General features: G+C 68.1%; 24 protein-coding genes. 13 read left to right on the plus strand and 11 right to left on the minus strand.

The genetic code is table 11. From position 1 onward, the window contains the following. Together C8N44_RS02840 and C8N44_RS02845 are read right to left on the minus strand one after the other, a co-directional pair. A partial coding sequence (locus C8N44_RS02840) for an IS110 family transposase (RefSeq protein ID WP_146178792.1) occupies positions 1-358 on the minus strand: 358 nt, incomplete at its 3' end. A 509-nt stretch (positions 359-867) separates the two neighbouring features. After that, positions 868-1,386 (minus strand): helix-turn-helix domain-containing protein, encoded by a 519-nt coding sequence (locus C8N44_RS02845; RefSeq protein WP_107974663.1) that lies wholly within the window; start codon positions 1,384-1,386, stop codon positions 868-870. Positions 1,387-1,518: 132 nt separating this feature from the next. On the opposite strand from C8N44_RS02845, the gene C8N44_RS02850 reads away from it, so the two are divergent. Both C8N44_RS02850 and C8N44_RS02855 read left to right on the plus strand, forming a co-directional pair. Then, positions 1,519-1,761, plus strand: a complete 243-nt coding sequence (locus C8N44_RS02850; RefSeq protein WP_146178793.1) for a hypothetical protein — start codon at positions 1,519-1,521, stop codon at positions 1,759-1,761. 197 nt (positions 1,762-1,958) lie between these two features. Next, positions 1,959-2,963: a tyrosine-type recombinase/integrase gene (locus C8N44_RS02855; RefSeq protein WP_107974665.1), complete on the plus strand. Its 1,005-nt coding sequence runs from the start codon at positions 1,959-1,961 to the stop codon at positions 2,961-2,963. Between the two features lie 250 nt (positions 2,964-3,213). Here C8N44_RS02855 and C8N44_RS02860 read toward each other — a convergent pair whose 3' ends face one another. The 3 genes from C8N44_RS02860 to C8N44_RS02870 are packed head-to-tail and all read right to left on the minus strand — an operon-like array spanning position 3,214 to position 7,777. Next, entirely contained in the window at positions 3,214-4,128 is a 915-nt protein-coding gene (locus C8N44_RS02860; protein WP_107974666.1) for a DMT family transporter, read from the minus strand. Between the two features lie 55 nt (positions 4,129-4,183). Next, a complete protein-coding gene (locus C8N44_RS02865) occupies positions 4,184-6,535 on the minus strand; it encodes a PIG-L family deacetylase (protein ID WP_107974667.1) in 2,352 nt (783 codons plus the stop codon). A gap of 3 nt (positions 6,536-6,538) precedes the next feature. Beyond that, positions 6,539-7,777: an ROK family protein gene (locus C8N44_RS02870; protein WP_244640956.1), complete on the minus strand. Its 1,239-nt coding sequence runs from the start codon at positions 7,775-7,777 to the stop codon at positions 6,539-6,541. Positions 7,778-8,022: 245 nt separating this feature from the next. Between C8N44_RS02870 and C8N44_RS02875 the strand changes: the two genes are divergently transcribed. The 8 genes from C8N44_RS02875 to C8N44_RS02910 all read left to right on the plus strand — a co-directional run bounded on the left by C8N44_RS02875 (position 8,023) and on the right by C8N44_RS02910 (position 15,998). After that, the gene (locus tag C8N44_RS02875) at positions 8,023-9,264 is read left to right on the plus strand and encodes a sugar ABC transporter substrate-binding protein (protein ID WP_107974669.1); all 1,242 of its coding nucleotides are present in this window, start codon (positions 8,023-8,025) and stop codon (positions 9,262-9,264) included. 162 nt (positions 9,265-9,426) lie between these two features. Further along, positions 9,427-10,353 carry a carbohydrate ABC transporter permease gene (locus C8N44_RS02880; protein WP_107974670.1) on the plus strand — a complete coding sequence of 309 codons (927 nt, stop codon included), beginning with the start codon at positions 9,427-9,429 and terminating at the stop codon, positions 10,351-10,353. After that, positions 10,353-11,204, plus strand: a complete 852-nt coding sequence (locus tag C8N44_RS02885) for a carbohydrate ABC transporter permease (protein WP_107974671.1) — start codon at positions 10,353-10,355, stop codon at positions 11,202-11,204. Before C8N44_RS02880 ends, C8N44_RS02885 begins: the two co-directional genes overlap by 1 nt. A gap of 14 nt (positions 11,205-11,218) precedes the next feature. After that, on the plus strand, positions 11,219-12,724 hold the full coding sequence (gene argH / locus C8N44_RS02890; RefSeq protein WP_107974672.1) for an argininosuccinate lyase: 1,506 nt from the start codon (positions 11,219-11,221) through the stop codon (positions 12,722-12,724). Continuing rightward, the gene (locus C8N44_RS02895; RefSeq protein ID WP_107974673.1) at positions 12,725-13,765 is read left to right on the plus strand and encodes an ABC transporter ATP-binding protein; all 1,041 of its coding nucleotides are present in this window, start codon (positions 12,725-12,727) and stop codon (positions 13,763-13,765) included. Then, the gene (locus C8N44_RS02900; protein WP_107974674.1) at positions 13,762-14,811 is read left to right on the plus strand and encodes an ROK family protein; all 1,050 of its coding nucleotides are present in this window, start codon (positions 13,762-13,764) and stop codon (positions 14,809-14,811) included. Before C8N44_RS02895 ends, C8N44_RS02900 begins: the two co-directional genes overlap by 4 nt. Further along, entirely contained in the window at positions 14,808-15,563 is a 756-nt protein-coding gene (locus tag C8N44_RS02905) for a glucosamine-6-phosphate deaminase (RefSeq protein ID WP_244640957.1), read from the plus strand. The genes C8N44_RS02900 and C8N44_RS02905 overlap by 4 nt, the downstream gene beginning before the upstream one ends. 93 nt (positions 15,564-15,656) lie before the next feature. Continuing rightward, positions 15,657-15,998 carry a DUF2794 domain-containing protein gene (locus C8N44_RS02910; protein WP_107974675.1) on the plus strand — a complete coding sequence of 114 codons (342 nt, stop codon included), beginning with the start codon at positions 15,657-15,659 and terminating at the stop codon, positions 15,996-15,998. 7 nt (positions 15,999-16,005) lie between these two features. Here the strand turns inward: C8N44_RS02910 and speB are convergent, their stop codons facing one another. The 4 genes from speB to C8N44_RS02930 form a co-directional block, all read right to left on the minus strand. Next, positions 16,006-16,968, minus strand: coding sequence for an agmatinase (speB, locus tag C8N44_RS02915; RefSeq protein WP_107974676.1), 963 nt, complete (start codon positions 16,966-16,968; stop codon positions 16,006-16,008). 131 nt (positions 16,969-17,099) lie between these two features. Next, positions 17,100-17,927, minus strand: a complete 828-nt coding sequence (locus C8N44_RS02920; RefSeq protein WP_107974677.1) for a C40 family peptidase — start codon at positions 17,925-17,927, stop codon at positions 17,100-17,102. Continuing rightward, positions 17,924-19,309 carry a leucyl aminopeptidase family protein gene (locus C8N44_RS02925; protein ID WP_107974678.1) on the minus strand — a complete coding sequence of 462 codons (1,386 nt, stop codon included), beginning with the start codon at positions 19,307-19,309 and terminating at the stop codon, positions 17,924-17,926. Before C8N44_RS02925 ends, C8N44_RS02920 begins: the two co-directional genes overlap by 4 nt. 91 nt (positions 19,310-19,400) lie before the next feature. After that, a complete protein-coding gene (locus tag C8N44_RS02930; RefSeq protein ID WP_244640958.1) occupies positions 19,401-19,799 on the minus strand; it encodes a hypothetical protein in 399 nt (132 codons plus the stop codon). Between the two features lie 132 nt (positions 19,800-19,931). On the opposite strand from C8N44_RS02930, the gene C8N44_RS02935 reads away from it, so the two are divergent. Further along, on the plus strand, positions 19,932-20,591 hold the full coding sequence (locus C8N44_RS02935) for a carbonic anhydrase (protein ID WP_107974680.1): 660 nt from the start codon (positions 19,932-19,934) through the stop codon (positions 20,589-20,591). Here C8N44_RS02935 and C8N44_RS02940 read toward each other — a convergent pair. Both C8N44_RS02940 and C8N44_RS24015 read right to left on the minus strand, forming a co-directional pair. Further along, entirely contained in the window at positions 20,575-20,913 is a 339-nt protein-coding gene (locus C8N44_RS02940; RefSeq protein ID WP_146178794.1) for a hypothetical protein, read from the minus strand. The genes C8N44_RS02935 and C8N44_RS02940 overlap by 17 nt on opposite strands. 162 nt (positions 20,914-21,075) lie before the next feature. Further along, complete coding sequence (locus C8N44_RS24015; RefSeq protein ID WP_280514070.1) at positions 21,076-21,204, minus strand: hypothetical protein; 129 nt, start codon at positions 21,202-21,204, stop codon at positions 21,076-21,078. Positions 21,205-21,462: 258 nt separating this feature from the next. Between C8N44_RS24015 and C8N44_RS02945 the strand changes: the two genes are divergently transcribed. Beyond that, positions 21,463-21,888 carry an organic hydroperoxide resistance protein gene (locus tag C8N44_RS02945; RefSeq protein ID WP_107974682.1) on the plus strand — a complete coding sequence of 142 codons (426 nt, stop codon included), beginning with the start codon at positions 21,463-21,465 and terminating at the stop codon, positions 21,886-21,888. A gap of 15 nt (positions 21,889-21,903) precedes the next feature. Beyond that, positions 21,904-22,347 carry a MarR family winged helix-turn-helix transcriptional regulator gene (locus C8N44_RS02950; RefSeq protein ID WP_107974683.1) on the plus strand — a complete coding sequence of 148 codons (444 nt, stop codon included), beginning with the start codon at positions 21,904-21,906 and terminating at the stop codon, positions 22,345-22,347. The last annotated feature ends 28 nt before the right edge of the window (positions 22,348-22,375 follow it).

The following is a 22,375-nucleotide window of genomic DNA, read 5'->3' on the forward strand; positions in this document are numbered from 1 at the left end:
CCGCTGCCTGCGTGTCTTCGCTCTTGATCGGCACCGTCCGCATGCTCGGTCTCTGGATTGCTTCACAGATCGCTTCCGCATCAGCCGCATCATTCTTCTGCCGCTTGACGAACGGCTTCACGTAGGCGGGCGGGATGAGCCGGACGTCGTGCCCGAGCCGGGTCAGTTCCCGGCCCCAGAAATGAGCACCTGCACAGGCCTCCATCGCCACAAGGCAATGCGGAAGCTTCGTGAAAAACTCCACGACCTGACATCTTCGAAGCTTCTTGCGCAGGGCCGCTTTGCCAAGGGCATCAGTTCCATGGACCTGAAACACATTCTTCGCCAGATCCAGTCCGACCGTGGTAATCTTTGACATGACCGCCTCCCATTAAGGATTGTTGCGATCCCACCTTGGCACAGCGATGCCGTCGGGGGGCGGTTACAGCATCAAAGCCGCCATCGACCAGAATGACACAGCGTTCGCCCTTGTGGTCTGTTTCGAGGGTGAAGCTCTCGCCACTGGCGAGTGGAAGCGCTGTGAATCTCGATGCCATGCCGCATACCTTTTAGCTATCAGTAGGTGCTGTCTTGCTTGAATGCCTCTGCCTGCAGTACTCCTATGTGTTGTGATTTGCCACAACCACCGTTCAACAGTTGGCCGCCTTCATCGTTTAAAACTTGAAGTGCGGACGTTTGAATGGGTCGGCGTTGGGTCACCTCTTTTCCCTGATTGCTGCACAAAGCACAAATGGCCGGTTTGCGGAGGCCGCAATGCGGCATAAGTGCGAACTTCGGAGGTCGGCTTTGGGCCGAAAGTGTCAGGCTGCGCGCAGAAGACTGCCAGAGGCAGCCATATCTACCTATTGGTCCGTGCCCAGCACCAACTCACAGAAGGCCCTCCGCCTCGGCCCGCCTACGGCCAACCATTTCGAGCAGCCAACCGAGCTCGGGATCTTCCCCTGGCTCCGTCAGCTCAGCCGTCAGCGTGGCGTAGTGCCTGACGTCTTGGGCCGACATGTCTGGGAACCAACGCATAAGCTCGAAGACCGCATCCAATCCCACTTGTACGAAGCTCGCGCGGTCTTCCCGGCTGATAGGATAGGGCTGACCAACGAAAAGGGCGTGCAGGTCGCAGTTGAAGCGACCATAGAGCCGCGCGACCGCGTCTGAGGGGATCGCGCGCTTGCCGCGCTCGAAGTCCTGGAGGGTCCGGCGGCTGACGTGCAGCACCTCTGCCATCTCCTCCTGGGACAGCTTGTGAGCCTTGCGCAGCGCCTTCAGGCGGATGTGGGGCTGGCAGATGTCTCGCCGCCGTTCACACTCTTCTTGGAACAGCTCGCGCTCCATCGCCTCGGAGGCTTCGTCGTCGTTCTCAGGCCGTGGGCCGAACCTGTACTCCGCCATTCCCTGCACTCCCAACTACCGGTATGCGCAATATACTGCGCAAAATTTTCAATTTGATCCTATTGTATCTCATTTCATTGCCTCAAGCCAGCAGGGGCAAGTACTGCTGGGGCATGCAGAAAGGAGCGCATGATGGACCAAATTGTTGAAGGAGGGCGGACACCCGAAGGCTGGTGCCAACTCATGGCAGAGCAGGGCATCCACCTGTCTGCACGAACGCTGCGGCAGAAGGCGCGGCAGTACGGCGCCTTCTACGCCATGGGGCAGGCGATGTTCCTGCTGCCATCGCACGTCGAGGTGATCCTGAAATTCGAGGCCGCGCGTCGCGCCCCCGGTTATCGCCGCAACCCGTCCGCTACGCGCTCGGCCCACTGACGTCATCCTGCGGAGGACCAGATGCCCGTATCCCGCCTGCATCCCGAGTACACCACCCCGACCGACCTTGCCGAACACCTCGGCATGTCGGCCCGGACGGTGAACGAGAAGGTGGCAGAGCTGGGGGCCTACGCCAAGCTGGGGCGTCGCAAGGTCATGTTTCCGCATCATGTGAACTCGTTCATGGAGGCAATCCAATGCCCCTCACCCTCTACCGACGCGGCGACGTCTGGCACTTCCGAGGGACGGTTTCCGGCAGGCGACTACGCGGCTCTACGGGCACGTCTGACCGGAACATCGCCGAGCGGATCAAGGCAGAAACGGAAGCCAAGGCATGGGACCGGAAGTTGGACGGGCCGGGCGCAGGGCTGACGATGGCGCAGGTCTTCACCGCATATCTGGACGCCGAAAAGCCGGAGCGGTTCCTGCTGCGCCTTGCGGATTTCTGGAAGGACATGCCCGTCGACGAGGTCCGCGCCGAAAAGATCCGCCAAGCCGCGCGGAAGATCTATCCGCATGCGGCAGAGCCGACCTGGAACCGACAGGTGATCAAGCCAACGCAGGCCGCGATCAATCACGCGGCCGAGCTTGGCTGGTGCCAGCGGCTCTCCGTGAAGCGCTACAGCGAAAACCCTGCGATCAAGACGCCAGCCACCCTGGCATGGGTGCGCGCCTTCGCCCGTCAGGCCGAGCAGGACGGGTTGCCGCACCTCGCAGCCATCTGCTTGTTCATGTATGGCACCGCCGCGCGGGTCGGGGAAGCCTGCCGCCTTCAGTGGCGGGATGTCGACCTGGCCGGATCAACCGCGAAAATCCAGCTGCACAAGCCTCGGCCGTGGAGCCGGATTGCCCACCTTCAGCCGGACCTCGTCCGGGCACTGGAGAGCATCCCCTCGAACCGCAAGCCGGACGAGAGCGTGTTTGGCTACGCCGGTCGCGGCAGTGTTCGGGGCCCATGGAACAACGTCGCCGCCCGCGCCGGGATCGAGCGCCTGACGCCCCATTGCTGCCGGCATGGCTTCGCCACCTCGATGCTGCGGAACGGCTATGACGTGAAGACCGTGGCAGAGCGTGGCGGCTGGAAGGATGCCACCACGGTGCTGCGAACCTACGCCCACGCGATCGAGGACAAGACCGTCACCGATACGCTGTTTGACACACCAGCGACACAGCGCCCCGACAAGGAGGATCCAAGCTCATGAAATATATGGATGAATTTGGGACAACGCCTGTCCCTCGTTGGGAGGGGGGTCCCACCGACGCGTCTACGCCTGCGCCAGCCGCACGGCAAGACGTGATTTGCGGCGAAAGCATCGCAAACGAGCCTGCCGCGCGGGCGCGTGGAGCGGATCGGAAACTTTGGCGGCGTGGTCCGGGGGCGCTGCCCCCGTCGCGGCGGGGCCGCGACTCCCCCGAGGTATTTGGGGCAAGAAGAAGCCGGTGGCAGCTGCGTCAGGGGCGCGTGCGGCGCCAGGTCCAGAGCAGGCAAGCGAGGATGACGCAGGCGCCGAGCAGGAGGTTCCAGGCCGGCACCTCGCCGAAGAAGAGCCACCCCGCGCCGGTGGCGAAGAGAATCGATCCGTAGGAGAGCGGTGCCAGCGCCGAGGCTTCGGCCGCGCGGTAGGCCCGCAGGAAGCAGTACTGCCCGGCCTGGGCGAGCGCGCCGATCCCCAGCAGCGCGGGCCAGGTTTCCCGCGCCACCGGCTGCCAGGCATGGGCGGCCGGCAGGGCGGTCAGAACCGTGAGGCCGAGGGTGTAGAAGAGCATCATCACGGTGGGGCTTTCGCGGCGCAGGGCGCGGGTCTGCACCAGCGCCAGCGCACCGAAGAGGACCGACAGGAAAGCGGCGGCGAGCCCCGCGAGGGGCAGCGCGCCCGGCGCGCCGCCCTTCAGGGAGGCGGCGATCTGCGGGCCGGTGGCGATCGCCACGCCGGCGACGATGCCCGCGGCGCCGACCCAGCGGGCGCGGGGGATCAGCTCGCCCAGCAGCAGGATCGAGAGCACCATGGTCACGATGGGGCGCAGGTAGCCGATGGCATTGACCATGGCGAGCGGCAGCGCCGCCAGCGCGTAGAAGTTGGCGTTGAGCGCCATGGCGTTGCAGAGCACCCGGAGCCCGTTTCGCCAGGGCTGGTGCAGGGCGAGCAGGTCGCGCCGGCGTTTCCAGATCAGCGGCAGGATCAGCAGGAGCCCGATCAGCGCGCGCAGGAAGACCACCTGCACCGAGGGCAGCGCCGTGCCGGTCATCTTCACCAGCACCGTCATGCCGGTGACGAGGGTCATGTCGGAGAGCAGCCATGCCAGACCGATGCCCGTACCGGCGGGCTCGGCGGCGGGGCCGTGGTCGGGCTCGGGCTGGCGGGGCATGGCGTGGCCTTTTGGGAACGGGTGCCCCCGCGGCGGCCGGGCCGCGGGGTTGAGGTCAGGCCGGCTGGACGAGGTTGGCAAGCAGGCGGAAGGCACCCGGTACGAGATGGTCGAGCTGGTGGTGCAGGACGAGGCTGCAATGGGTGTGGCGCCCCGCACCCACGGCCCCCGAGACAAGCGCGCCGGTGAGCGCCTCTTCGCCCGGGTCGGACATGGAGAGGAGCGGGGTGTAGGCCTCGTCCCAGTCGGAGGCGAAGTAGAGCCCGCGCTCCTTGTCCCAGCCCTCGAAATCCTCCGCGCCGATGGCGTTCGGGGTGGTGAGCAGCGCGTGATCCGGTGCGAGCACGGTGACCACGGCGGCGGGATCGGTGACGCGCCACCGCAGGGAAGGCCGACCGATGGTCAGGGGGCGTGGTGGCGTCGCCTGCGGGTCCCAGCCCTGGTCAGGGCGCTGGTAGAGCGTGACGAGGTGGCCTCCGGCCCTTGTGAAGGCATGCAAGCGGGGGATGGTGGCGGCGAGGTCGGGGCGGTTGCCGAAGGCCACGACCCCCACCAGCACCGTCGTGAAGCCGGAGAAATCCTCTTCCGCCGGGATGCGGTCCATGAGGGTGACGTCGAGGCCGATGCGGTGCATCCACGCGCCGACGCTATCGCCGGAGCCGATGTAGGCGATGCGCGCGCCCTCGGGCAGGGCGAGGTCCAGCGTCAGCACCTTGAGCATGGCGGGTTGCAGCAGGGTGACGGGGCCCGTGTGCGGGTAGTCCGCCGTTGCGGCGGTGTGTGCGGGGGCGCCGTCCACCATTGGGGTCAGCGTGGTGAGACCGGCGCCCTTGGCGGGCGTGACGGTGACCCGGCGGCCCTGCTGGTCGACCTGCCATCCCTCGGGCGCGTCGAAGGTCAGTGGCGTCTCGTCGGTGAGCGTGGCGGTGAGCGGGCCGGTGTCGCGGGTGCTGCGGACGAAGGCCGTGAGCGTCAGAGTGACGGTGCGGGCGGGAGTGAGCTGGACCGGCTCCTCGAGGTCGAGCGGCAGGGCCACCTGGCGGCCGGCGATGGTGGCCGAGAGATCGAGCCAGCCATGGCCGTTGCCGCCAAGCGGGTCGAACCCTTCGAGGAACGGCGCGGGGATCAGCGCGTCCGGCGCCACGTCGACGGGGATGTCGGCGCTGGCCCCGTCGAGCGGGGTGGCCGGCGCGGTGCAGCCCTCGGGCAGGCGCGGGGTGAGGGTGATGCCCTCTGCGGCGCAGGGCGTGGACTGGGCGACGTGCAGGGTGGCGCGGCTGCCGGGGATAAGGCGCGAGGGCGTGAGCGAGGTGACGGGCGAGAGGCCTGCGGCCTCTGCCATGGCGTGGGCCAGTTCGCGGCGCTTGCGGGCGATCCGGTGGCCATGCGCCTCGGCGAAATCCGGCGAGAGGCGGGACTGCGCGGCCTCGAGGTGCGCGTCGGCTTTTGCCAGATGGGGCAGCAGCGCTTCCGCATCTGGGAAGGTGGCACGGGCCGTCTCGATGGCGGCGGCGGCGGCGGCGACATCCTCGGTGGCCGGGCCCGAGAGGGGCGCGAGGTCGGCCAGCGTGCAGGGCAGATCCTCGGCCAGCCGTGTTTCGGGGGTGCCGTTCACGCGGTGCAGGTTCCAGGCGGTCTGGGGCGTGTCGGACCAGCTGCCCATGCCCTGCGTGGCGTGACGCAGGCGCGACCACTGGCCGATCTCGGCATAGGAGGCGCCGGTGGCGGCGTCGCGGGGGGCGGCCTCGATCCGCAGGGTGGCGGGGGGCGGCGGCACGGTGTCGTCATAGGTACCGCCACCGCCGCCCCAGGCGGGCAGATAGTGGTGGCTGACCTGCCATGCGGGCAGGTTGGTGTCGGGCAGGCCCGCGGGATCGGCGGCAAGCGCGATGGCATTGGCGGCGGCGCGGGTCATGGCGCGGTGGTGGCCGTGCTGGCCCGGCACGTCGAGGAAGGTGGGCAGGATTACGTCAGGCCGGTACAGGCGGTAGACGCGCGCCATGCGGGCGGTGATCAGCTCCTCACCCCAGCGGGCGAAGGTGGCGTCGCCGTCCTTGGAAAAGCCGAAATCGTGCTGCGGGTCGGACATGCCGAAGCCGGTCCAGGCGACGTCGCAGTCGATCACGCGGGCGGCCTCTTCCATCTCGCGCGTGCGCAGGAGGCCGAGCAGGCTGCCGCGTTCGGGGCCCAGGGCGTTCTGGCCGCCTTCGCCGCGGGTGGAACAGGCGATGACCACGCGCATGCCGAGGCCGTAGCGGAACCAGGCCAAGAGGCCGGAATGCTCGTCATCGGGGTGCGCGCCGGTGTTCATGACCGTGAGGACCGAGCCCAGCCGTGACAGCGCCCGGTCGAGGCGCATCAGCGCGGGGCGGGCTTCGCGGGCGGCGAGACGGTCGTGAACACTCATGTCTTACTCCTGTGGGACCGGTACGGGCTCGGCCAGGTCGAGCTGGGGGGTGATGGCGTTGAAAAAGGGCAGCGCCGCGGCGCCAAGCGCGGCGGAGCCCTGCCCCGCCTGCCCGCGCTGGACGCGGGGCAGCACCCGCGAGGGGCGGTTGGCAACCGAGGGCGGCACCTTGAGCCGCGCCACGAGATCGTCGAGCAGGCGGCCGGGCAGCTTGCCGCCGAGGATGACGGTCTGCGGGTCGAAGATGTTCTCGATCATGCCGATCATGGTGGCGAGATGCGGCGCGGCCGACGCCAGCCAGTCGTCGATGGCGGGATCGCCCGCGTCGATGCGGGCGCGGATCTCGTCGGCGCGCAGCACCCGGTCGGACGAGCCGAGATAGCCCGAGAGCGCGTGGATCGAGGCGTAGCCCTCGAGGCAGCCGGACTGGCCGCATTGGCAGGGCAGCCCGCCGGGCGCCACCGGAATATGGCCGATCTCGCCCGCGTTGCCGAAGGCGCCGCGCAGGGGCTGATCCTGCACGATGGCGCCGAGACCGATGCCGGCGCCGAAGTAGAGCATGCAGAAATGCCCGACGTTCTGGCCCTTGCCAAAGAGCATCTCGCCCACGGCGGCGGCGTTGGCGTCGTTGTCGACCACCACCGGCACGCCGAGGTCGCCCGAAAGGCGCCCGGCCACGTCGATGTCGGTCCAGTCCTTCAGCGTTGTCGGGCCGACACCGGAGAGGCCCTCGATGCCGAAGGGGCCGGGCATCACGACGCCCACGCCCATCAGGCGCGCGGACTGGCGGGCGATCAGGCGGCGGACTTCGTCGCCGATCAGGGCCAGCACGGCGTCGGGGCGCATGTCGTCGAGCGAGAAGCGCTCCTCGTGCCGCAGGTTGCCGCCGAGGTCGAGCAGCGTGGCCGTCAGTTCGCCCACCGAGATCTCGAGCCCGATGGTCACGGCGCCGTCGGGGTTGATGGCGTACTGGATCGGCGGAAGACCCCGGCCCGTCCGCTTGCGTCCCATATCAAGCAGCAGGCCGTCGGCGACCAGTTCCTCGATGATATTGGCCACCGCCTGGGTCGAGATGCCGGCGAGATCGGCCAGCGCTTTGCGCCCCTGCGGGCCGTTGCGGCGCAGGAGTTCCAGCAGCACGCGCCTGTTGTGCGACCGGGAGCGGCCGGGGTTCTTGCCCAGCGCGAGGGCGCCCCGGGGGCTGCGATGCGTACTGTCGGTCGGCGCCACTGTTCTGGTCACGGAACTCACCTTGCCTGTGATGGAGGGCCCGGAGTCTGACCCTGCCGCCACCTCTGTCAACTCTTGCAGGGGTCTTCACTTAACTCAAGTTAATTATCTTATTGACTCGGAGAGGTCCTCCATGCAGCCTTTGCCGCAGATCCCGGGGGTGTGCCTTCGGGACAAGCGCGCAGCGGACGCAGGCATCGCTCCGAAGAAGACGCGCTCATCCTGGCGGCCCCGCGTCGCATCCAACGGAGGTTCAAATGAAAAGACACATGACGGCGGCCCTGCTTTCGGGCACGGCCCTCTTCGCAGCCAGCGGCGCGCAGGCGGTCGAGATCGAGTACTGGCAGTACATCTACGAGACCCGCGTCACGGCGATGGACCAGCTGATCGAGATGTTCGAGGAACAGAACCCCGACATCACGGTGGAGCAGGTGACTTTCCCCTACTCGGATTACCAGACGCGCGTGATCGCGGCGAACATGGCCGGCAACGGCCCCGACGTGCTGCAGCTTTTCTACGGCTGGACGGACAACTTCGTGAACGGCGGCGTGCTTCAGCCGCTGTCGAAGGAGGCCTTCCCCGACGAGATGATCGAGGAGACCTTCTTCCCGATCGTCAGCGCCATGGAACGCAACGGCGATTACTACGGCCTGCCGACCGCGGTCCGGTCGCTGGCGCTGTTCTACAACAAGGCGCTTTTCGAGGAGGCCGGCATCGGCGGGCCGCCGGAAACGCTCGACGAGCTGGTCGAGACCGGCGCTGCGCTGGCCAAGAAGGACGACGCGGGCAACTACACCCAGGTCGGCCTGACGGTCGAGATGGGCGGCCAGGATCACCACTGGTGGCGTGAAGTGCTCGTCCGCCAGTTCGGCGGCGCGCCCTACAACGACGATTACACCGAGGTGACCTACAACGACGAGGCTGGCGTGGCCGCGACCGAGTGGTACACCGACCTCGACAAGGAACACGGCATCGGCACGCCGGGCTTCATGGACGAAGGGCAGGCCGCCTTCCGTGCGGGCCGCGCGGCGATGACCATCGACGGCACCTTCCGGCTTGGGTCCTTCTCGTCCATCGAGGACTTCGAATGGGGCGTGGCCGAGCTTCCGGCCAATGCGGACGGGCTGCAGTCCAACTACGCCTCCTACTTTGCCAACGGCATCGGTGCCGGGGCCGAGGGCGAGGAGCTGGAAGCTGCCGAGAAGTTCCTGAAGTTCATCACCTCGCCCGAGGCGATGCAGGTCTGGCTCGAGGTCGTGGGCGAACTGCCCGCCAGCCCCGAAGCGGCGCTGACCGAGGAGAACCTGGCCGACCCGATCTACGGGCCGTTCCTGAAGGGTCTCGAGTATGCCCACACGACCACCTTCTACGACGAGGCCGCCCAGCGGCAGGTGATCATGGACATGACGAACCGCATCTTCCTGGAGGATCAGCCGGTCGCGGAAAGCGTCGCCGAAGCTGCCGAGGAAGAGCAGGACATCATCGACGACTACCAGTAAGCGCACCGGCGGGAGGGGCCCTGCCCCTTTCGCCGCAGGGCCCGGCCGGCACAGGTCCGGGCCCGTACATGCGGCAGCCCGGTCCGCCGGGCGCCGTCCCGCTTTCCGCCGCAGCAGATGATCCCCGCAGGGCCCACGCGATCTGAAAGGAGCGCCGACGTCATGGCAACGACCGACACCCACCCGCCCGACGACCAGCCAGCGGCGCCGCGGCTGTCGATGCGGGTGCGCCGCGCGCTCTGGGTCTGGGGGTTCCTGGCCCTGCCGGTGCTGTTCTACAGCGTCATCCGTTTCTACCCGACGCTCGACGCCTTCCGGCTGTCGTTCACCGAGTGGAACCTGATGCGGCCGCCCAAGTTCATCGGGCTCGAGAACTACCGCGAGATGTTCGCGGACGAGGACTTCTGGCAGGTCTTCCGCAACACCTTTGCCTACCTGATCATGGGCACGCCGATCAGCCTGGTGGTGTCCTTCACCATCGCCTACTTCCTCGACAAGGTCCGCTTTGCGCACAACTTCCTGCGCGCGCTCTACTTCCTGCCGTTCCTGACCACCGCCTCGGCCATGGCCTGGGTCTGGCGCTGGTTCTATCAGCCGGCGCCCACGGGCATCATCAACTCGGTGCTGAGCCAGATGGGCATGGGGCAGATGGACTTCCTGCGCTCGACCACATGGGCACTGCCCTCGATCATGGTCACGGCGATCTGGGCGGGGCTCGGGTTCCAGATCATCATCTTCATGGCGGGCCTGCGGGCCATTCCCACCACCTACTACGAGGCCGCGCGCATCGACGGAGTGGGCGACTGGGCGATCCTGCGCAAGATCACCCTGCCGCTGCTGAAGCCCACGACGGTCTTTCTCGTCGTCTTCAGCTCGATCGGATTCCTGCGGATCTTCGACCAGGTCTACAACATGACCAACAACGACCCCGGCGGGCCGCTCAACAGCACCAAGCCGCTGGTCCTGATGATCTACCAGACCGCCTTTTCGTCCTTCCAGATGGGCGCCGCCGCGGCGCAGACCGTGGTGCTTTTCACGATCCTGCTGATCGTCTCGCTCCTGCAACTCTGGGTCCTGAGGGAACGCTGATGTCCGCCACCGCAACCGACATGCCCCTGCCCAAGGCCCGGATCCGACCGGGGCGGATCCTGCTCTGGACGGTGCTCTTCATCGGCGGAATGCTGATGATCACGCCGCTGCTGTTCATGTTCTCGACCTCGCTCAAGACCGCGGGGCAGGTCTATGACCTGCGGCTGATCCCCGAGAGCCCGACGCTTGCCAACTACGTGCAGCTTCTGACCGAGAACGGCTTTCTGCGCTGGTTCGTGAACTCGACCATCGTGGCGATCTGCGTGACCGCCTCGAACTGCTTCTTCGACAGCCTCGTCGGCTACACGCTCGCCAAGTTCCGGTTCCGCGGTCGGCAGTTCGTCTTCATCGCGATCCTGTCGACGCTGATGATCCCGACCGAGATGCTGGTGATCCCGTGGTACCTGATGTCGGCCAATTTCGGCTGGCTGGACAGCTACTGGGGCATCATGTTCCCGGGCATGATGACCGGCTTCGGCACCTTCCTGATGAAGCAGTTCTTCGAGACGGTGCCCGACGACTTCCTCGAGGCGGCGCGCATCGACGGGCTGAACGAATTCACCATCTGGTGGAAGATCGCCATGCCGCTGGTCACGCCGGCGCTTTCGGCGCTGGCGATCTTCACCTTCCTCGGAAACTGGACCGCCTTCTTCTGGCCGCTAATCGTGACCACCTCGAAGGAGCTCTACACCCTGCCCATCGGCCTGACCTCCTTCGCCGTGGAACAGCAGGTGCAGTGGGAAAAGATCATGACGGGCGCGGCGCTGGCCACGATCCCCACGCTGGTCGTCTTCCTGCTGCTGCAGCGCTTCATCGTGCGCGGCGTGATGCTGGCGGGGCTGAAGGGATGAACACGGACAGGACCATGAACACCAATGCGACAGACGACCGGACGCGCTTTCCCGACCCGGTCTACAAGGACACGGTGCTTGCGCCACTCTTCGATCACGCGCGCGACGACCACGCCGAGGGGTTCCGCCGCATCGACCGGGCGCATCTGGTGATGCTGGAAAAGACCGGTATCTTGCAGCGCGACGTGGCGGGCAGGATCGCCCGTGCGCTGGTCGAGATCGACGAGACGGTGGACCCGGCCCAGCTCGAATACACCGGCGAGGTCGAGGATTACTTTTTCCTGCGCGAGGCCGAGCTGAAGGCCCGCGTCGGCGCCGACACCGGCGGGCGGCTGCACACCGCGCGGTCGCGCAACGATATCGACCACACGCTGTTCAAGATGGCGCTGAAGGCGCGGCTTGCGGCCCTGCTGGACGAGGCGCGCGCGCTGCTGTCGGCCATGATCGACACCGCCGAGCGCGAGGCCGAGACGCTGATCGTGGCCTATACCCACGGCCAGCCGGCGCAGCCCACCACGTTTGGTCACTATCTTGGCGCGGCGATCGAGGTGCTGATCCGCGACATCGAGCGGCTCGAGGCGGCCCATGCCGTGGCGGACCTGAGCTCCATGGGGGCCGCCGCGATCACCACGAGCGGCTTCCCGGTGGACCGCGCCTTGGTGGCCGAGCTGCTGGGCTTCGGCGCGCCGCAGCGCAACAGCTATTCCTGCATCGCGGCCGTGGACTACACCACCGGCGCCTATGCGGCCGTCGAGCTGCTGTTCCTGCACCTCGGGCGGCTGATCCAGGATTTCCAGGTCTGGTCGAGCTTCGAGGTGGCGCAGATCTACGTGCCCAATGCCTTTGTGCAGATCAGCTCGATCATGCCGCAGAAGCGCAATCCGGTGCCCATCGAGCACATGCGCCACCTGTCGAGCCAGGCCATGGGGAAGGCCCGCATGATGAAGGACATCATGCACAACACGCCCTTCACCGACATGAACGACAGCGAGGGCGAGAGCCAGCAGGCGGGCTACGGCGCATTCGAGACCGGCAGCCGGGTGCTGCGCCTGCTGGCGGCCTTCGTGCCGGCGCTGAAGATCAACCCCGACCGGGTCGCGGCCAATATCGACCGCGCCTGCATCACCATCACCGAGCTGGCCGACACGCTTGTCCGCCACGAAGGCCTGTCCTTCCGTCAGGCACACGAGATCGCGGCAGCGACAGCGAAGGCCGTGGTGGCCGAGGGCGCCAGCCTGAGCGCGGGCTTCACACCCTTCGCGGCGGCCTTCCGCGAGGCCACGGACCGCGAGACGACCATGGACGAGGCGGGCTTCGCCGAGGCGGTGTCCCCCGAGTACTTCGTGGCGGTGCGCGACCGCTTCGGCGGCCCGGCCCCCGTGGCCATGGCCGAGGCGATCACCGCCTACCGCGCGGTGCTGTCGCGCTTCGAGGACACTGCGCGCGCCCGGCACGCGCAGGAAACACGGGCGGCCGAGGCGCTGGACGCCGCCTTCAACGCCCTGACGGAGGCCTGCTGAATGGCAACCATCGAGCTGAAATCCCTTGTGAAATCCTATGGCCGGACCGAGGTGATCCACTCCATCGACCTCGAGGTGCCCGATGGCGAGTTCGTCGTTTTCGTGGGCCCTTCGGGCTGCGGCAAGTCCACCACGCTGCGCATGATCGCGGGGCTGGAAGAGGTTTCGGGCGGCGAGGTGCGCATCGGCGGGCGGCTGGTGAACGAGGTCGACCCCAAGGCGCGCAACATCGCCATGGTCTTTCAGAACTACGCCATCTACCCGCACATGAGCGTGCGCCAGAACATCGCTTTCGGTCTTTATACGTCGAAGATGTCGAAGGAGGAGAAGAACGCCAAGGTCGAGGATGCGGCGCAGATGCTGGACCTGACCAATCTGCTGGACCGGCGGCCTTCGGCGCTGTCGGGCGGCCAGCGGCAGCGGGTCGCCATCGGCCGGGCCATGGTGCGCGATCCGGCGGCCTTCCTCTTCGACGAGCCGCTCTCGAACCTCGATGCGCAGCTGCGCGCCCAGATGCGGATCGAGATCAAAGCCCTGCACCAGCGGCTTGGCACGACGATCGCCTACGTGACCCACGATCAGGTCGAGGCCATGACCATGGCCGACCGTATCGTGGTGATGAAGGACGGCCATATCCTGCAGGCCGCCCCGCCGATGGAGATCTACGACAACCCCGTCGATGTCTTCACCGCGCGCTTCATCGGCACGCCCTCGATGAACATCCTGCCCGCCCGCCAGACCGGTGCGGGCATGGAGCTGGCCGAGGGTGCGCCTGCAGTACTGGCAGGCCTGCGACCCGCCGACCTGCGCGTGGGCGAGACCCCGCAGTCGGGAGGCATGGTTCTGAGCGGCACGGTCACCGCGGTCGAGCCGTTGGGCCCCGAGACACTGGTCCATTTCGAAACTGGCGGCCACGCGGTCATCGGCTCGGCCCCCGGGCACGAGATTCCGGCCATCGGCAGCACCGTCACCGCGGTCACCGCGCCGGGCAAGGTGCATCTCTTCGATCCGGAGACGGAGAAAGCGACGGGCCGTGCATGACCCAGGCGGTCTCCGATAGGACGTTGGGCGCCGGACCTTCGGCCAGCGCCCGGACCCGGCTTGCGCGGGCGCTTCGGCAGGGTGCGCCCGACAGCGGGATGTCCGGCACGGGCCTGCTGTTCGGCTGCGACGTGGGCGGCACCAAGGTGCAGTCGGTGATTTGCGATCTTGCGGGCACCGTGCTGGCGGAGGCGCGCGATGCCACCCCTCGGGCGGGCGGAGAAGCGGTACCCGACCTCATTGCGCGGCACCTTGCGCAGCTGACCATTGATGCCGGAGACGCCGGACCCGTGCTGGCTGCGGGCATCGGCCTGCCCGGGACGGTGCATCCGGTGACCGGCGACCTCAGCCGCGCGCCGAACCTGCCTGCCATGCCCTCGCGGGACCTGCGCGGCGCGCTTTCCGCGCGGCTGGGCCTGCCGGTGGCGGTCGAGAACGACGTGACGCTGGCAGCGCTCGGTGAGTGCTGGCGCGGGCACGGCGCGGACAGCGCTGCGGTGCGCGAGGGCGGGCTGGCCTTCGTGGCCCTGGGAACCGGCATCGGCATGGGGCTTGCCTGGGGCGACCGGATGCTGCGCGGGGCGCGCGGCGCGGCGGGCGAAATCGCCTGGCTGCCGATCGGCGGCGATCCCGCCGATCCGGGGGTCCACGAAATCGGCGCACTGGAAAGCGTAGTCGCGGGTGAGGTGCTGGCCGAGAGCTACCGGGCGCGTGGCGGTACACGGCCCGGCACGACCTTTCGCGAACTGACCCGCGACGGCACGCCCGATCCGCTGATGGAAGAGGTCCTGCAGGAGCTTGCCGGACGCGTGGCCCGAGCGGTCCTGTCCATCGAGGCGGTGCTCGACCCGGCGCTGGTGGTCTTTGGCGGCGGCATCGGATCCGGTGCCGACCTGCTGGCCCGGGTCGAGGCCGAGCTGGCCCAACTTTCGCCAGAGCCCGTCGCCTGCCGCATCAGCCGGCTGGGCAACCGGGCCGGCGCCATGGGGGCCGCCCGGGCGGCGGCGCTGACCCTCTGCGACCGGCTCGAGGAGGTCACCGCGTGAGCCTTGCCGAAAGAGATGGCGTCGTGTCCCGCCCCAGGCTGCGGGTACTTGACGACGCCGACACGGTGGCCACGGCGGCCGCCATGATGATCGCCGGGCATGTGGCAGGTTCGGGGCGACCCGTGATCGGGCTGGCCACCGGCCGGACACCGCTGGCAATCTATGCCCGGCTGGTCGCGGCCGCGCGCGACCGTCGGGCCGACTTTTCCCGCACAACGAGCTTCAATCTCGACGAATACCGCGGGCTTGGCCCCGAGCACACCGCCAGCTTTGCCGCCTACATGCGCCGAAATCTCTTCGACCATGTCGCGATGGGCGAGACGCATATGCCCGCGGGCTTGGGCAATGCCGAGGCGGAGGCAAGCAGCTACGAAGCCGCCATCGCCCGCGCCGGAGGAATCGGGCTGCAACTGCTGGGCATCGGGCGCAACGGGCACATCGCCTTCAACGAGCCGGGCGCGCGCTTTGACAGCCGCACCCGGGTGGTGCGCCTGGCCGAGGAAACGCGGGCGGCCAATGCCCCCGATTTCCCCGAGGGCGAGGCTGTTCCGGGCGAGGCCATGACCATGGGGATCGGCACGATCCTCGAGGCGAGGCGCATCCTGCTGGTCGCCACGGGCGCCGCCAAGCGGGCAGCGCTGGCACGGGCCGTGGCCGGGCCGCCAGACGCCACTTGCCCGGCCTCGGCGCTTCTGCTGCATCCCCACGTGACCATCCTGTGCGACCGCGAGGCGGCTGCCGATCTTGGCTGAGGCCTGCGGCAGCGGCCTGGGCGCGGGGAGGTTGCGCTCAATTCACCGGGCAAGACCCTTGATTTCGCGCGGTTGCGAGGCAAGATCGGTATCATGAACAGCCTGACGCCCTTTCCCGGCGGACCCCAGCCCGAGGTGGTCTCGTACCACCGGACCGAGCTGAACGTGATCCTGTCGCTCTACGGACGCATGGTGGCTGCGGGGGAGTGGCGCGACTACGGCATTTCCTCGCTGCGCGAAGTTGCCGTCTTCTCGGTCTTCCGCCGCACCGCCGAACACCCGCTCTACCGTATCGAGAAGCGCCCCCGCCTGCGCAACAGGCAGGGGCAATACGCGGTGATCGGCATGGACGGGCAGGTGCTCAAGCGGGGGCACGACCTGAAGACCGTGCTGCGCGTGCTGGAGCGCAAGCTGATCCGGCCCGTGGACGACTGAGCGGGTCTCAGCCCCGCCCGGCGAGCATCGCGCAGAGCAGTTCGAACATGACGGTCACGCCCAGGAAGGCGGTGTTGCCGCTGGCGTCGAAGGGCGGCGAGACCTCGACCATGTCGGCGCCGACGATGTTGAGCCCGTGCAAACCCCGGCAGACCTGCAGCGCCTGGTAGCTGTTCGGGCCGCCCACCTCGGGCGTGCCGGTGCCGGGCGCGAAGGTGGGGTCCACGAAGTCGATGTCGTAGCTGACGTAGGTGGGCAGGTCGCCGACCACGGCGCGGGCCTCTTCCATGACGGCCTCGGGGCCGCGGTCGAAGAATTCCTCGATCCGGACGATGCGGATGCCGTTGGCGGCGGCGAAATCCACGTCCTCGGTGTCGTACATACTGCCCCGGATGCCGATCTGGATCACGCGGGCCGGATCGAGCAGGCCCTCCTCCACCGCGCGGCGGAAGGGGGTGCCGTGGGTGTACATCGTGCCGCCGAAGTAGCTTTTGTAGAGATCCGTATGGCTGTCGAAGTGCACCATGCCCAGCGGGCCATCCTTGGCCAGCGCGCGCAGCACCGGCAGCGAGGTCAGGTGATCGCCGCCCGCCGTGAGGGGGCGGATGCCGGCCTGCACCAGATCGCCGTAGAAGCTGGTGATCCGGTCCATGCTGTCGGGAATGTCGGCAGGGTTCGGGCCGACATCGCCGAGATCGGCGCAGTTGGCGGCCTCGAACGGGCGCTGGCCGGTCACCGCGTGCTGGGCGCGGATCATGGTCGAGGCGTCGCGCAGCTGGCGCGGCGCGTGGCGCGGGCCGGGGCGGTTGGTGGTGCCGCTGTCCCAGGGCACGCCGGTGAGTCCGATCTCGACTTCATCGAAACGCGCGTGCCCGGGCGGGACGTGCGGCAGGCGCATGAAGGTCGGCACGCCGGCGAAGCGGGGCAGGTCGAAGCCGGAGACGGGGTGGAAGAAGGGGTCGGACGGCATGGTGATGCTCCTCTGATTGCGGCCAGAGTGGCGTCCTGAGTCCGGCGGTCAAGGCCCGTGGTGGTGGTCGGACCGGGGGCTCTGCCCCGGACCTCGAGGTATTTGCGGCGAGAAGACGCGCTGGCGCCGTCTCAGGACAGCCGGGCGTGGCGTGTGACAGGGCCGTCGCCCTGCGCCGCGATCCGGGCGATGGCGGGCTGCAACGGCTCGTAGGTGACCCGCATGTGGTGAGCGTTGGCGTGCAGGAGCGTGTCGGGGTCGGCAACCGAGCCCACGTGGCCCTTCCAGAAGATGAGGTCGCCGCGTTCGGGGGGCGTGCCCTCCGGCAGCGTGGTGCCGAGGTCGCGGAACTGCATGTCGCTGTCACCGGGAGCCGGGATACCGCAGAGCGCGAGCGAGAGCTGCACGATGCCGGAGCAGTCGATGCCCAGCGCGCTGTTGCCGCCCCAGAGGTAGGGCACGCCCAGCAGACGTTCGGCCACGGCGACGGGATCCTCTTCCGGCATCTCGATCGCGCGCAGGTGGGATTTCGGGACGAAGCCCCGGTCGGTTTCGAGGAACCTGCCCTCTGCGCCCGTCACGGTGAGCCGCGCGCCCATGGAGAGGTGCTGCAGATCCGGGCTTTTCATGTCGGGGGCCACGTAGGCGTGGGTGGCCATGGTGCTGACCACATGGGTGGGCGCGGTCGCGGGGCCGATGTGGCGGTGCGCGACATATCCGACATAGCCGTCCGCCGCGGCCCGCACGAAGGCCCAGCCTTCGTGCACCTCGTAGAGGGTGACCTCCGCGCCGGCCAGAAGCTGGCGGTCGCGCGCGCCACCGGGGGCGGCGCAGAGGTCGGCCACGGGGGCGGCGATGCTCGCGGCCTCTCCTGTCACGTAGCGGTCGGCGGTGACGATGCCGCGCAACTCCTCCGCGGCAACACGGCCGTTCGCGGGGGTCAGGCGGCGGTCGCTCAAAGCGGGAGAACCTTGTCGAGCGCGCCGAGGATGGCGCGCGGTCCCTGCCCCAGGCCGCCCTTGCTGCGACCCGGCGCGGCACTGGGCTGCCAGCCGTAGATGTCGAAATGGGCGTAGCGTGGCGTCGCCTCGACGAAGCGGCGCAGGAAGAGCGCGGCGGTGATCGAGCCCGCCATGCCGCCCGAGGGTGCGTTGTCGAGATCGGCGATGCCGGGCTCGATCATGCTCTCGTAGGGCTCCCAGAAGGGCATGCGCCAGAGCGGGTCGGCGGCCTCGGTGCCTGAGGCCTGCAAGGCAGCCGCGAGGGATTCGTCGTCGGTGTAGAAAGGCGCGAGGTCGGGGCCCAGCGCCACGCGGGCCGCGCCGGTGAGCGTCGCCATGGAGACGATGAGATCTGGCATCTCTTCGTCGGCGAGCGCCAGCGCATCGGCCAGCACCAGCCGCCCCTCCGCGTCGGTGTTGTTGATCTCGACCGTCAGCCCCTTGCGCGAGATCAGGATGTCCTGCGGGCGGAAGCTCTCGGGCGAGACGCTGTTTTCCACCGCCGGGATCAGCACCCGCAAGCGCAGCGGCAGGTTCAGCGCCATGATGATCTGGGCGAGCCCCAGCACGTTGGCCGCGCCGCCCATGTCCTTCTTCATCAGGCCCATGGAGCTGCCGGGCTTGAGGTTCAGCCCACCGGTGTCGAAGCAGACGCCCTTGCCGACGAGGGTCAGCGTCGGGCCGGTCTCGCCCCAGCGCATGTCGATGAGCCGCGGCTCCTGCGCCGAGGCGCGGCCCACCGCGTGGATCAGCGGCAGGTTGCGCGTGATGAGCGCTTCGCCGATGGTGACGGCGATGTCGGCGCCGAAGGTGCCCGCGAGGTTACGTGCCGCCGCTTCCAGCGCCTCGGGGCCCATGTCGTTGGCAGGGGTGTTGATCAGGTCGCGGGTGAGCGCCTCGCCGCGGGCGAGCGCCTCGATCCGGGTGGCCTCCACCCCGTCGGGGGCAACGAGTCCGGGCGTGTTGGGGGCGTTTTCGCGGTAGCGCGAGAAGCCGTAGGCCGCCAGCAGCCAGCCCAGCGTCTCGTTGGGCAGGTTCTCGGGCGCGATGCCGCCGGCGATCTCGTAGGTGCCGGGCGCGAGCTGCGGCAGCGCCGCGGCAAGCGGGAACCGGTGACGCGCGCGCTGCGCGGCTGTGCCATAGCCGGCAAGCGCGGCCTTTGGCCGGCCGTCGGGACCGGGGATCATCAGCGCCGTGCCCAGCGCGCCGGAGAAGCTGGAGGCCTCGATCCAGTTGCGGGTTGCGTCATCCTGCTGACCGGCCCAGGAGGCCAGGTCGTCGGGCTGCAGCACGTGGAGGGGACGGGTTTCGGCGCCGGCGTCGGCAAAGGCGAAGGGCATGGGCACTCCTGGCTACTCGGACGCCACAGACCTACGCCGCCGGTGTCGACCGGGCAAGTGGATTGCCCGGCGCCGCGGAGCGGGCACGCGTTTAGCCGGGCATGTCCTGCAGGTTGCAGAGCGCGGTCAGCGCCCCCTCGCCCACACGCAAGAGCCGCGCCAGCGTCGCCGCCTGCGCGACGGGATCGCCCATCTCGACGCAGGCCATCGCGTCGCGCGCCACGCGGGCAAGCCCAAGCAGGCCGATCTGTTCGGCGATGGCGGCGAGCCCGCGCAGGGCCTTGTGCAGATCCTCGACCGGGCCGGAACCGGCGAGGTCGTGCATCTGGCAGAGGCGGAGCGAAAGCTCCTCCATCGCGCGACACATCATGTCTTCGGCCATATGCGGCCCGAGTTCGTCACAAAGCGCCTGGACGGCCACAGTATCGAGCTGCGGTCGTTCCTTGGGCGCGAGCAGGATCACCCCGTTCACGTCATTCCCCAATCTCATTCGTCCCACCGGGGCGCAGCGTGACAGCCGCAGGTTCCCATTTCGTTAGACCGGATGCGGGTTTTTCCTCGAATTTCGCGCAAGGCCAGTCTAGATCACCGGGTGATCTTCAGAGCACACGGAGAGACCCGCATGCAGCACGCACGCCCCCTGCCCACCTATCTCGTCCAGCGCTATCTCGGGTGGAAGGCTACCACCTACAAGGAAAACCGCGCCTGGTACCGCCGTCTGGCCTCGGAAGGGCAGCGCCCGCGTGCGATGGTCATCGCCTGCTGCGACAGCCGCGTGCAGGTCACCTCGATCTTCGGCGCGGACCAGGGCGAGTTCTTCGTGCACCGCAACATTGCCAACCTCGTCCCGCCCTACGAGCCCGACGGCCAGCAGCACGGCACCTCGGCGGCGGTGGAATACGCCGTCACCGCGCTCAAGGTGGCGCACCTGATCGTGCTCGGCCATTCGCAGTGCGGCGGCGTGAAGGGGTGCCTTGACATGTGCCAGGGCCGCGCGCCGGAGCTCGAGGAGACATCGAGCTTCGTGGGTCGCTGGATGGACATCCTGCGCCCGGGCGTGGAAACGATCGACAGCCTGCCCGAGGACCAGCAGACCGAGGCGCTGGAAAAGGAAGCGGTGCTGACCTCGCTGCGCAACCTGATGACCTTCCCCTTTGTCGCCAAGGCGGTCGAGGAAGATGAGCTGACGTTGCACGGCACCTGGACCACCATCGGCGAAGGCGGGCTCGAGGCCTACGATCCGGCCCGCGGGCAGTTCCGGCCGGTCAACCCGACCGAGTGACCGTCCGGCACGGCGCGTAGGCGTTGCCCGCAAGTCCCGCCAGAGGCGGGCCAAGCCGCCGGCTGAGGCGGGTAAGCGGCGCGCCAAGATCCTCGGCGGTGCAGAGCATCCGGCCCTTGCGGTCCAGCACCACGAGGTGATCCTCGCGCAGCGCGACGGCGTAGCCCCGCGTGCGCAGCGCCTCCGACAGCCCTGTCCAGGACAGCGCTTCGTCGAACATCGGAGCAATCGACCTGCGCAGGGCATCGGTGGATGGCGCGTCGACGGGCATGGGTGTCCGGGTGAGGGAGCGGAACGAAAGACCGCGAAGTGTCGGCAACATGGCGAACACCTTGGCTGAGGGCTTCGGCCGGGCCGGGTGCGAAGCTTCGAATGTGATTGCGGGCTGCCGGGGAGAGGGGAACTGTCAGGCAGCCCGCGTTACGCCGGAATGCCGAGAGCAGGCATTCCGAAGGACGGGCCCTGCGGGCCCGCCAACCGAACCTCAGGCGAAAACGAAGCTCAGCCAGCTTCGCCGGGGCGGCGCCGGGCGCGCGCTGCGGGGGAGAAGGTCACGTTCGAAGGCGGTGAGCGCAGCGAGCCTGCGTGCGCGAGCGAGTTCAACGAAGGTCATGGGCATCGTCCTTGAGCGTGGGGCGAGAGGGTTTCCAGCCTGTTTCGGGTTCATGTCCCGGTGACGACCTTTGTATGGGACACCCTGTCCGAGGCCCAGCACACCGGGGGATAGTCGGCGCGCGCAGCCGGTCAGTAGACCCTATCCCTTCGGATAGGCGCCCTGACATCCACGATCATGACAAAGGTGTGAGGCGGGATTTTCAAATTTATATTGCGCACAATATAATTTGACGAACCCAAGCCAAGGAGACTTCCAATGTCCACCGTCTATACAGCCCGCGCAGAAGCCGTCGGCGGTCGCAACGGTACCGTCAAGACCGATGACGGCCTGCTCGATGTCCAGCTTGCCATCCCCGAGGCCATGGGTGGCAAAGGCGGCGCGACCAACCCCGAACAGCTTTTCGCAGCCGGCTATGCCGCCTGTTTCGCCAGCGCCGTGGTCCATGTCGCCAAGGATGCCGGCGCCCATGTCCGTGACCGCGACGTGCAGATCAACTCCGAGGTGGGCATCGGCCCGAACGACGCTGGCGGCTTCCAGCTCTCGGTGAAGCTCAACGTGACTCTCGCGGGTGTCGACCAGGCCAAAGCCGAGGAAATCGCCGAAGCCGCGCATCGGACCTGCCCGTATTCCAACGCCGTGGCCGGCAACGTGAACGTGGAGATTGCGGTCACTGCGAAATGACCCACATGGACCGGCATGGATGACGAAAACGATCCCCTTCGGCTCGACCGGCAAGTCTGCTTTCCGCTCTATGCCGCGTCCAACCGGCTGACCCGGGCCTACCGGCCGATCCTCGACCGGCTGGGGCTGACCTATGCGCAGTACCTGGTGATGCTGGTGCTGTGGGAGGAGGCCCCGCAGAGCGTCGGGTCCATAGGCGCGCGACTGCATCTCGACAGCGGCACGCTGACGCCGCTTCTCAAGCGGCTCGAGGCGGCGGGTCTGGTCACCCGCCGCCGCGATCCCGAGGACGAGCGGCGGCTGATCGTGACGCCGACCGAGACGGGTGCCGCCCTGCGCGCCGAGGCGCAGGATGTGCCGATGTCGCTCTGCGAGGCGCTTGGCCTGACCGAAGTCGAGATGCACGAGTTGGCCGGCGCCGTCGGCACCGTGACCCGGCTGCTGCAGCACGACACCTGAGCGGCTTTCCGCAGCACGTGACTTGAGC

Source organism: Allosediminivita pacifica (genome assembly GCF_003054175.1).
Taxonomy (GTDB): domain Bacteria; phylum Pseudomonadota; class Alphaproteobacteria; order Rhodobacterales; family Rhodobacteraceae; genus Allosediminivita; species Allosediminivita pacifica.

Coding starts and splice junctions, on each gene's coding strand:
- C8N44_RS02845 (WP_107974663.1), bottom strand. CDS start 1,386: ATGGCGGAGTACAGGTTCGGCCCACGGCCTGAGAACGACGACGAAGCC.
- C8N44_RS02855 (WP_107974665.1), top strand. CDS start 1,959: ATGCCCCTCACCCTCTACCGACGCGGCGACGTCTGGCACTTCCGAGGG.
- C8N44_RS02930 (WP_244640958.1), bottom strand. CDS start 19,799: ATGAGATTGGGGAATGACGTGAACGGGGTGATCCTGCTCGCGCCCAAG.
- C8N44_RS02875 (WP_107974669.1), top strand. CDS start 8,023: ATGAAAAGACACATGACGGCGGCCCTGCTTTCGGGCACGGCCCTCTTC.
- C8N44_RS02925 (WP_107974678.1), bottom strand. CDS start 19,309: ATGCCCTTCGCCTTTGCCGACGCCGGCGCCGAAACCCGTCCCCTCCAC.
- argH (WP_107974672.1), top strand. CDS start 11,219: ATGAACACCAATGCGACAGACGACCGGACGCGCTTTCCCGACCCGGTC.
- C8N44_RS02895 (WP_107974673.1), top strand. CDS start 12,725: ATGGCAACCATCGAGCTGAAATCCCTTGTGAAATCCTATGGCCGGACC.
- C8N44_RS02880 (WP_107974670.1), top strand. CDS start 9,427: ATGGCAACGACCGACACCCACCCGCCCGACGACCAGCCAGCGGCGCCG.
- speB (WP_107974676.1), bottom strand. CDS start 16,968: ATGCCGTCCGACCCCTTCTTCCACCCCGTCTCCGGCTTCGACCTGCCC.
- C8N44_RS02850 (WP_146178793.1), top strand. CDS start 1,519: ATGGACCAAATTGTTGAAGGAGGGCGGACACCCGAAGGCTGGTGCCAA.
- C8N44_RS02900 (WP_107974674.1), top strand. CDS start 13,762: ATGACCCAGGCGGTCTCCGATAGGACGTTGGGCGCCGGACCTTCGGCC.
- C8N44_RS24015 (WP_280514070.1), bottom strand. CDS start 21,204: ATGACCTTCGTTGAACTCGCTCGCGCACGCAGGCTCGCTGCGCTCACC.
- C8N44_RS02885 (WP_107974671.1), top strand. CDS start 10,353: ATGTCCGCCACCGCAACCGACATGCCCCTGCCCAAGGCCCGGATCCGA.
- C8N44_RS02945 (WP_107974682.1), top strand. CDS start 21,463: ATGTCCACCGTCTATACAGCCCGCGCAGAAGCCGTCGGCGGTCGCAAC.
- C8N44_RS02865 (WP_107974667.1), bottom strand. CDS start 6,535: ATGAGTGTTCACGACCGTCTCGCCGCCCGCGAAGCCCGCCCCGCGCTG.
- C8N44_RS02935 (WP_107974680.1), top strand. CDS start 19,932: ATGCAGCACGCACGCCCCCTGCCCACCTATCTCGTCCAGCGCTATCTC.
- C8N44_RS02950 (WP_107974683.1), top strand. CDS start 21,904: ATGGATGACGAAAACGATCCCCTTCGGCTCGACCGGCAAGTCTGCTTT.
- C8N44_RS02860 (WP_107974666.1), bottom strand. CDS start 4,128: ATGCCCCGCCAGCCCGAGCCCGACCACGGCCCCGCCGCCGAGCCCGCC.
- C8N44_RS02940 (WP_146178794.1), bottom strand. CDS start 20,913: ATGTTGCCGACACTTCGCGGTCTTTCGTTCCGCTCCCTCACCCGGACA.
- C8N44_RS02910 (WP_107974675.1), top strand. CDS start 15,657: ATGAACAGCCTGACGCCCTTTCCCGGCGGACCCCAGCCCGAGGTGGTC.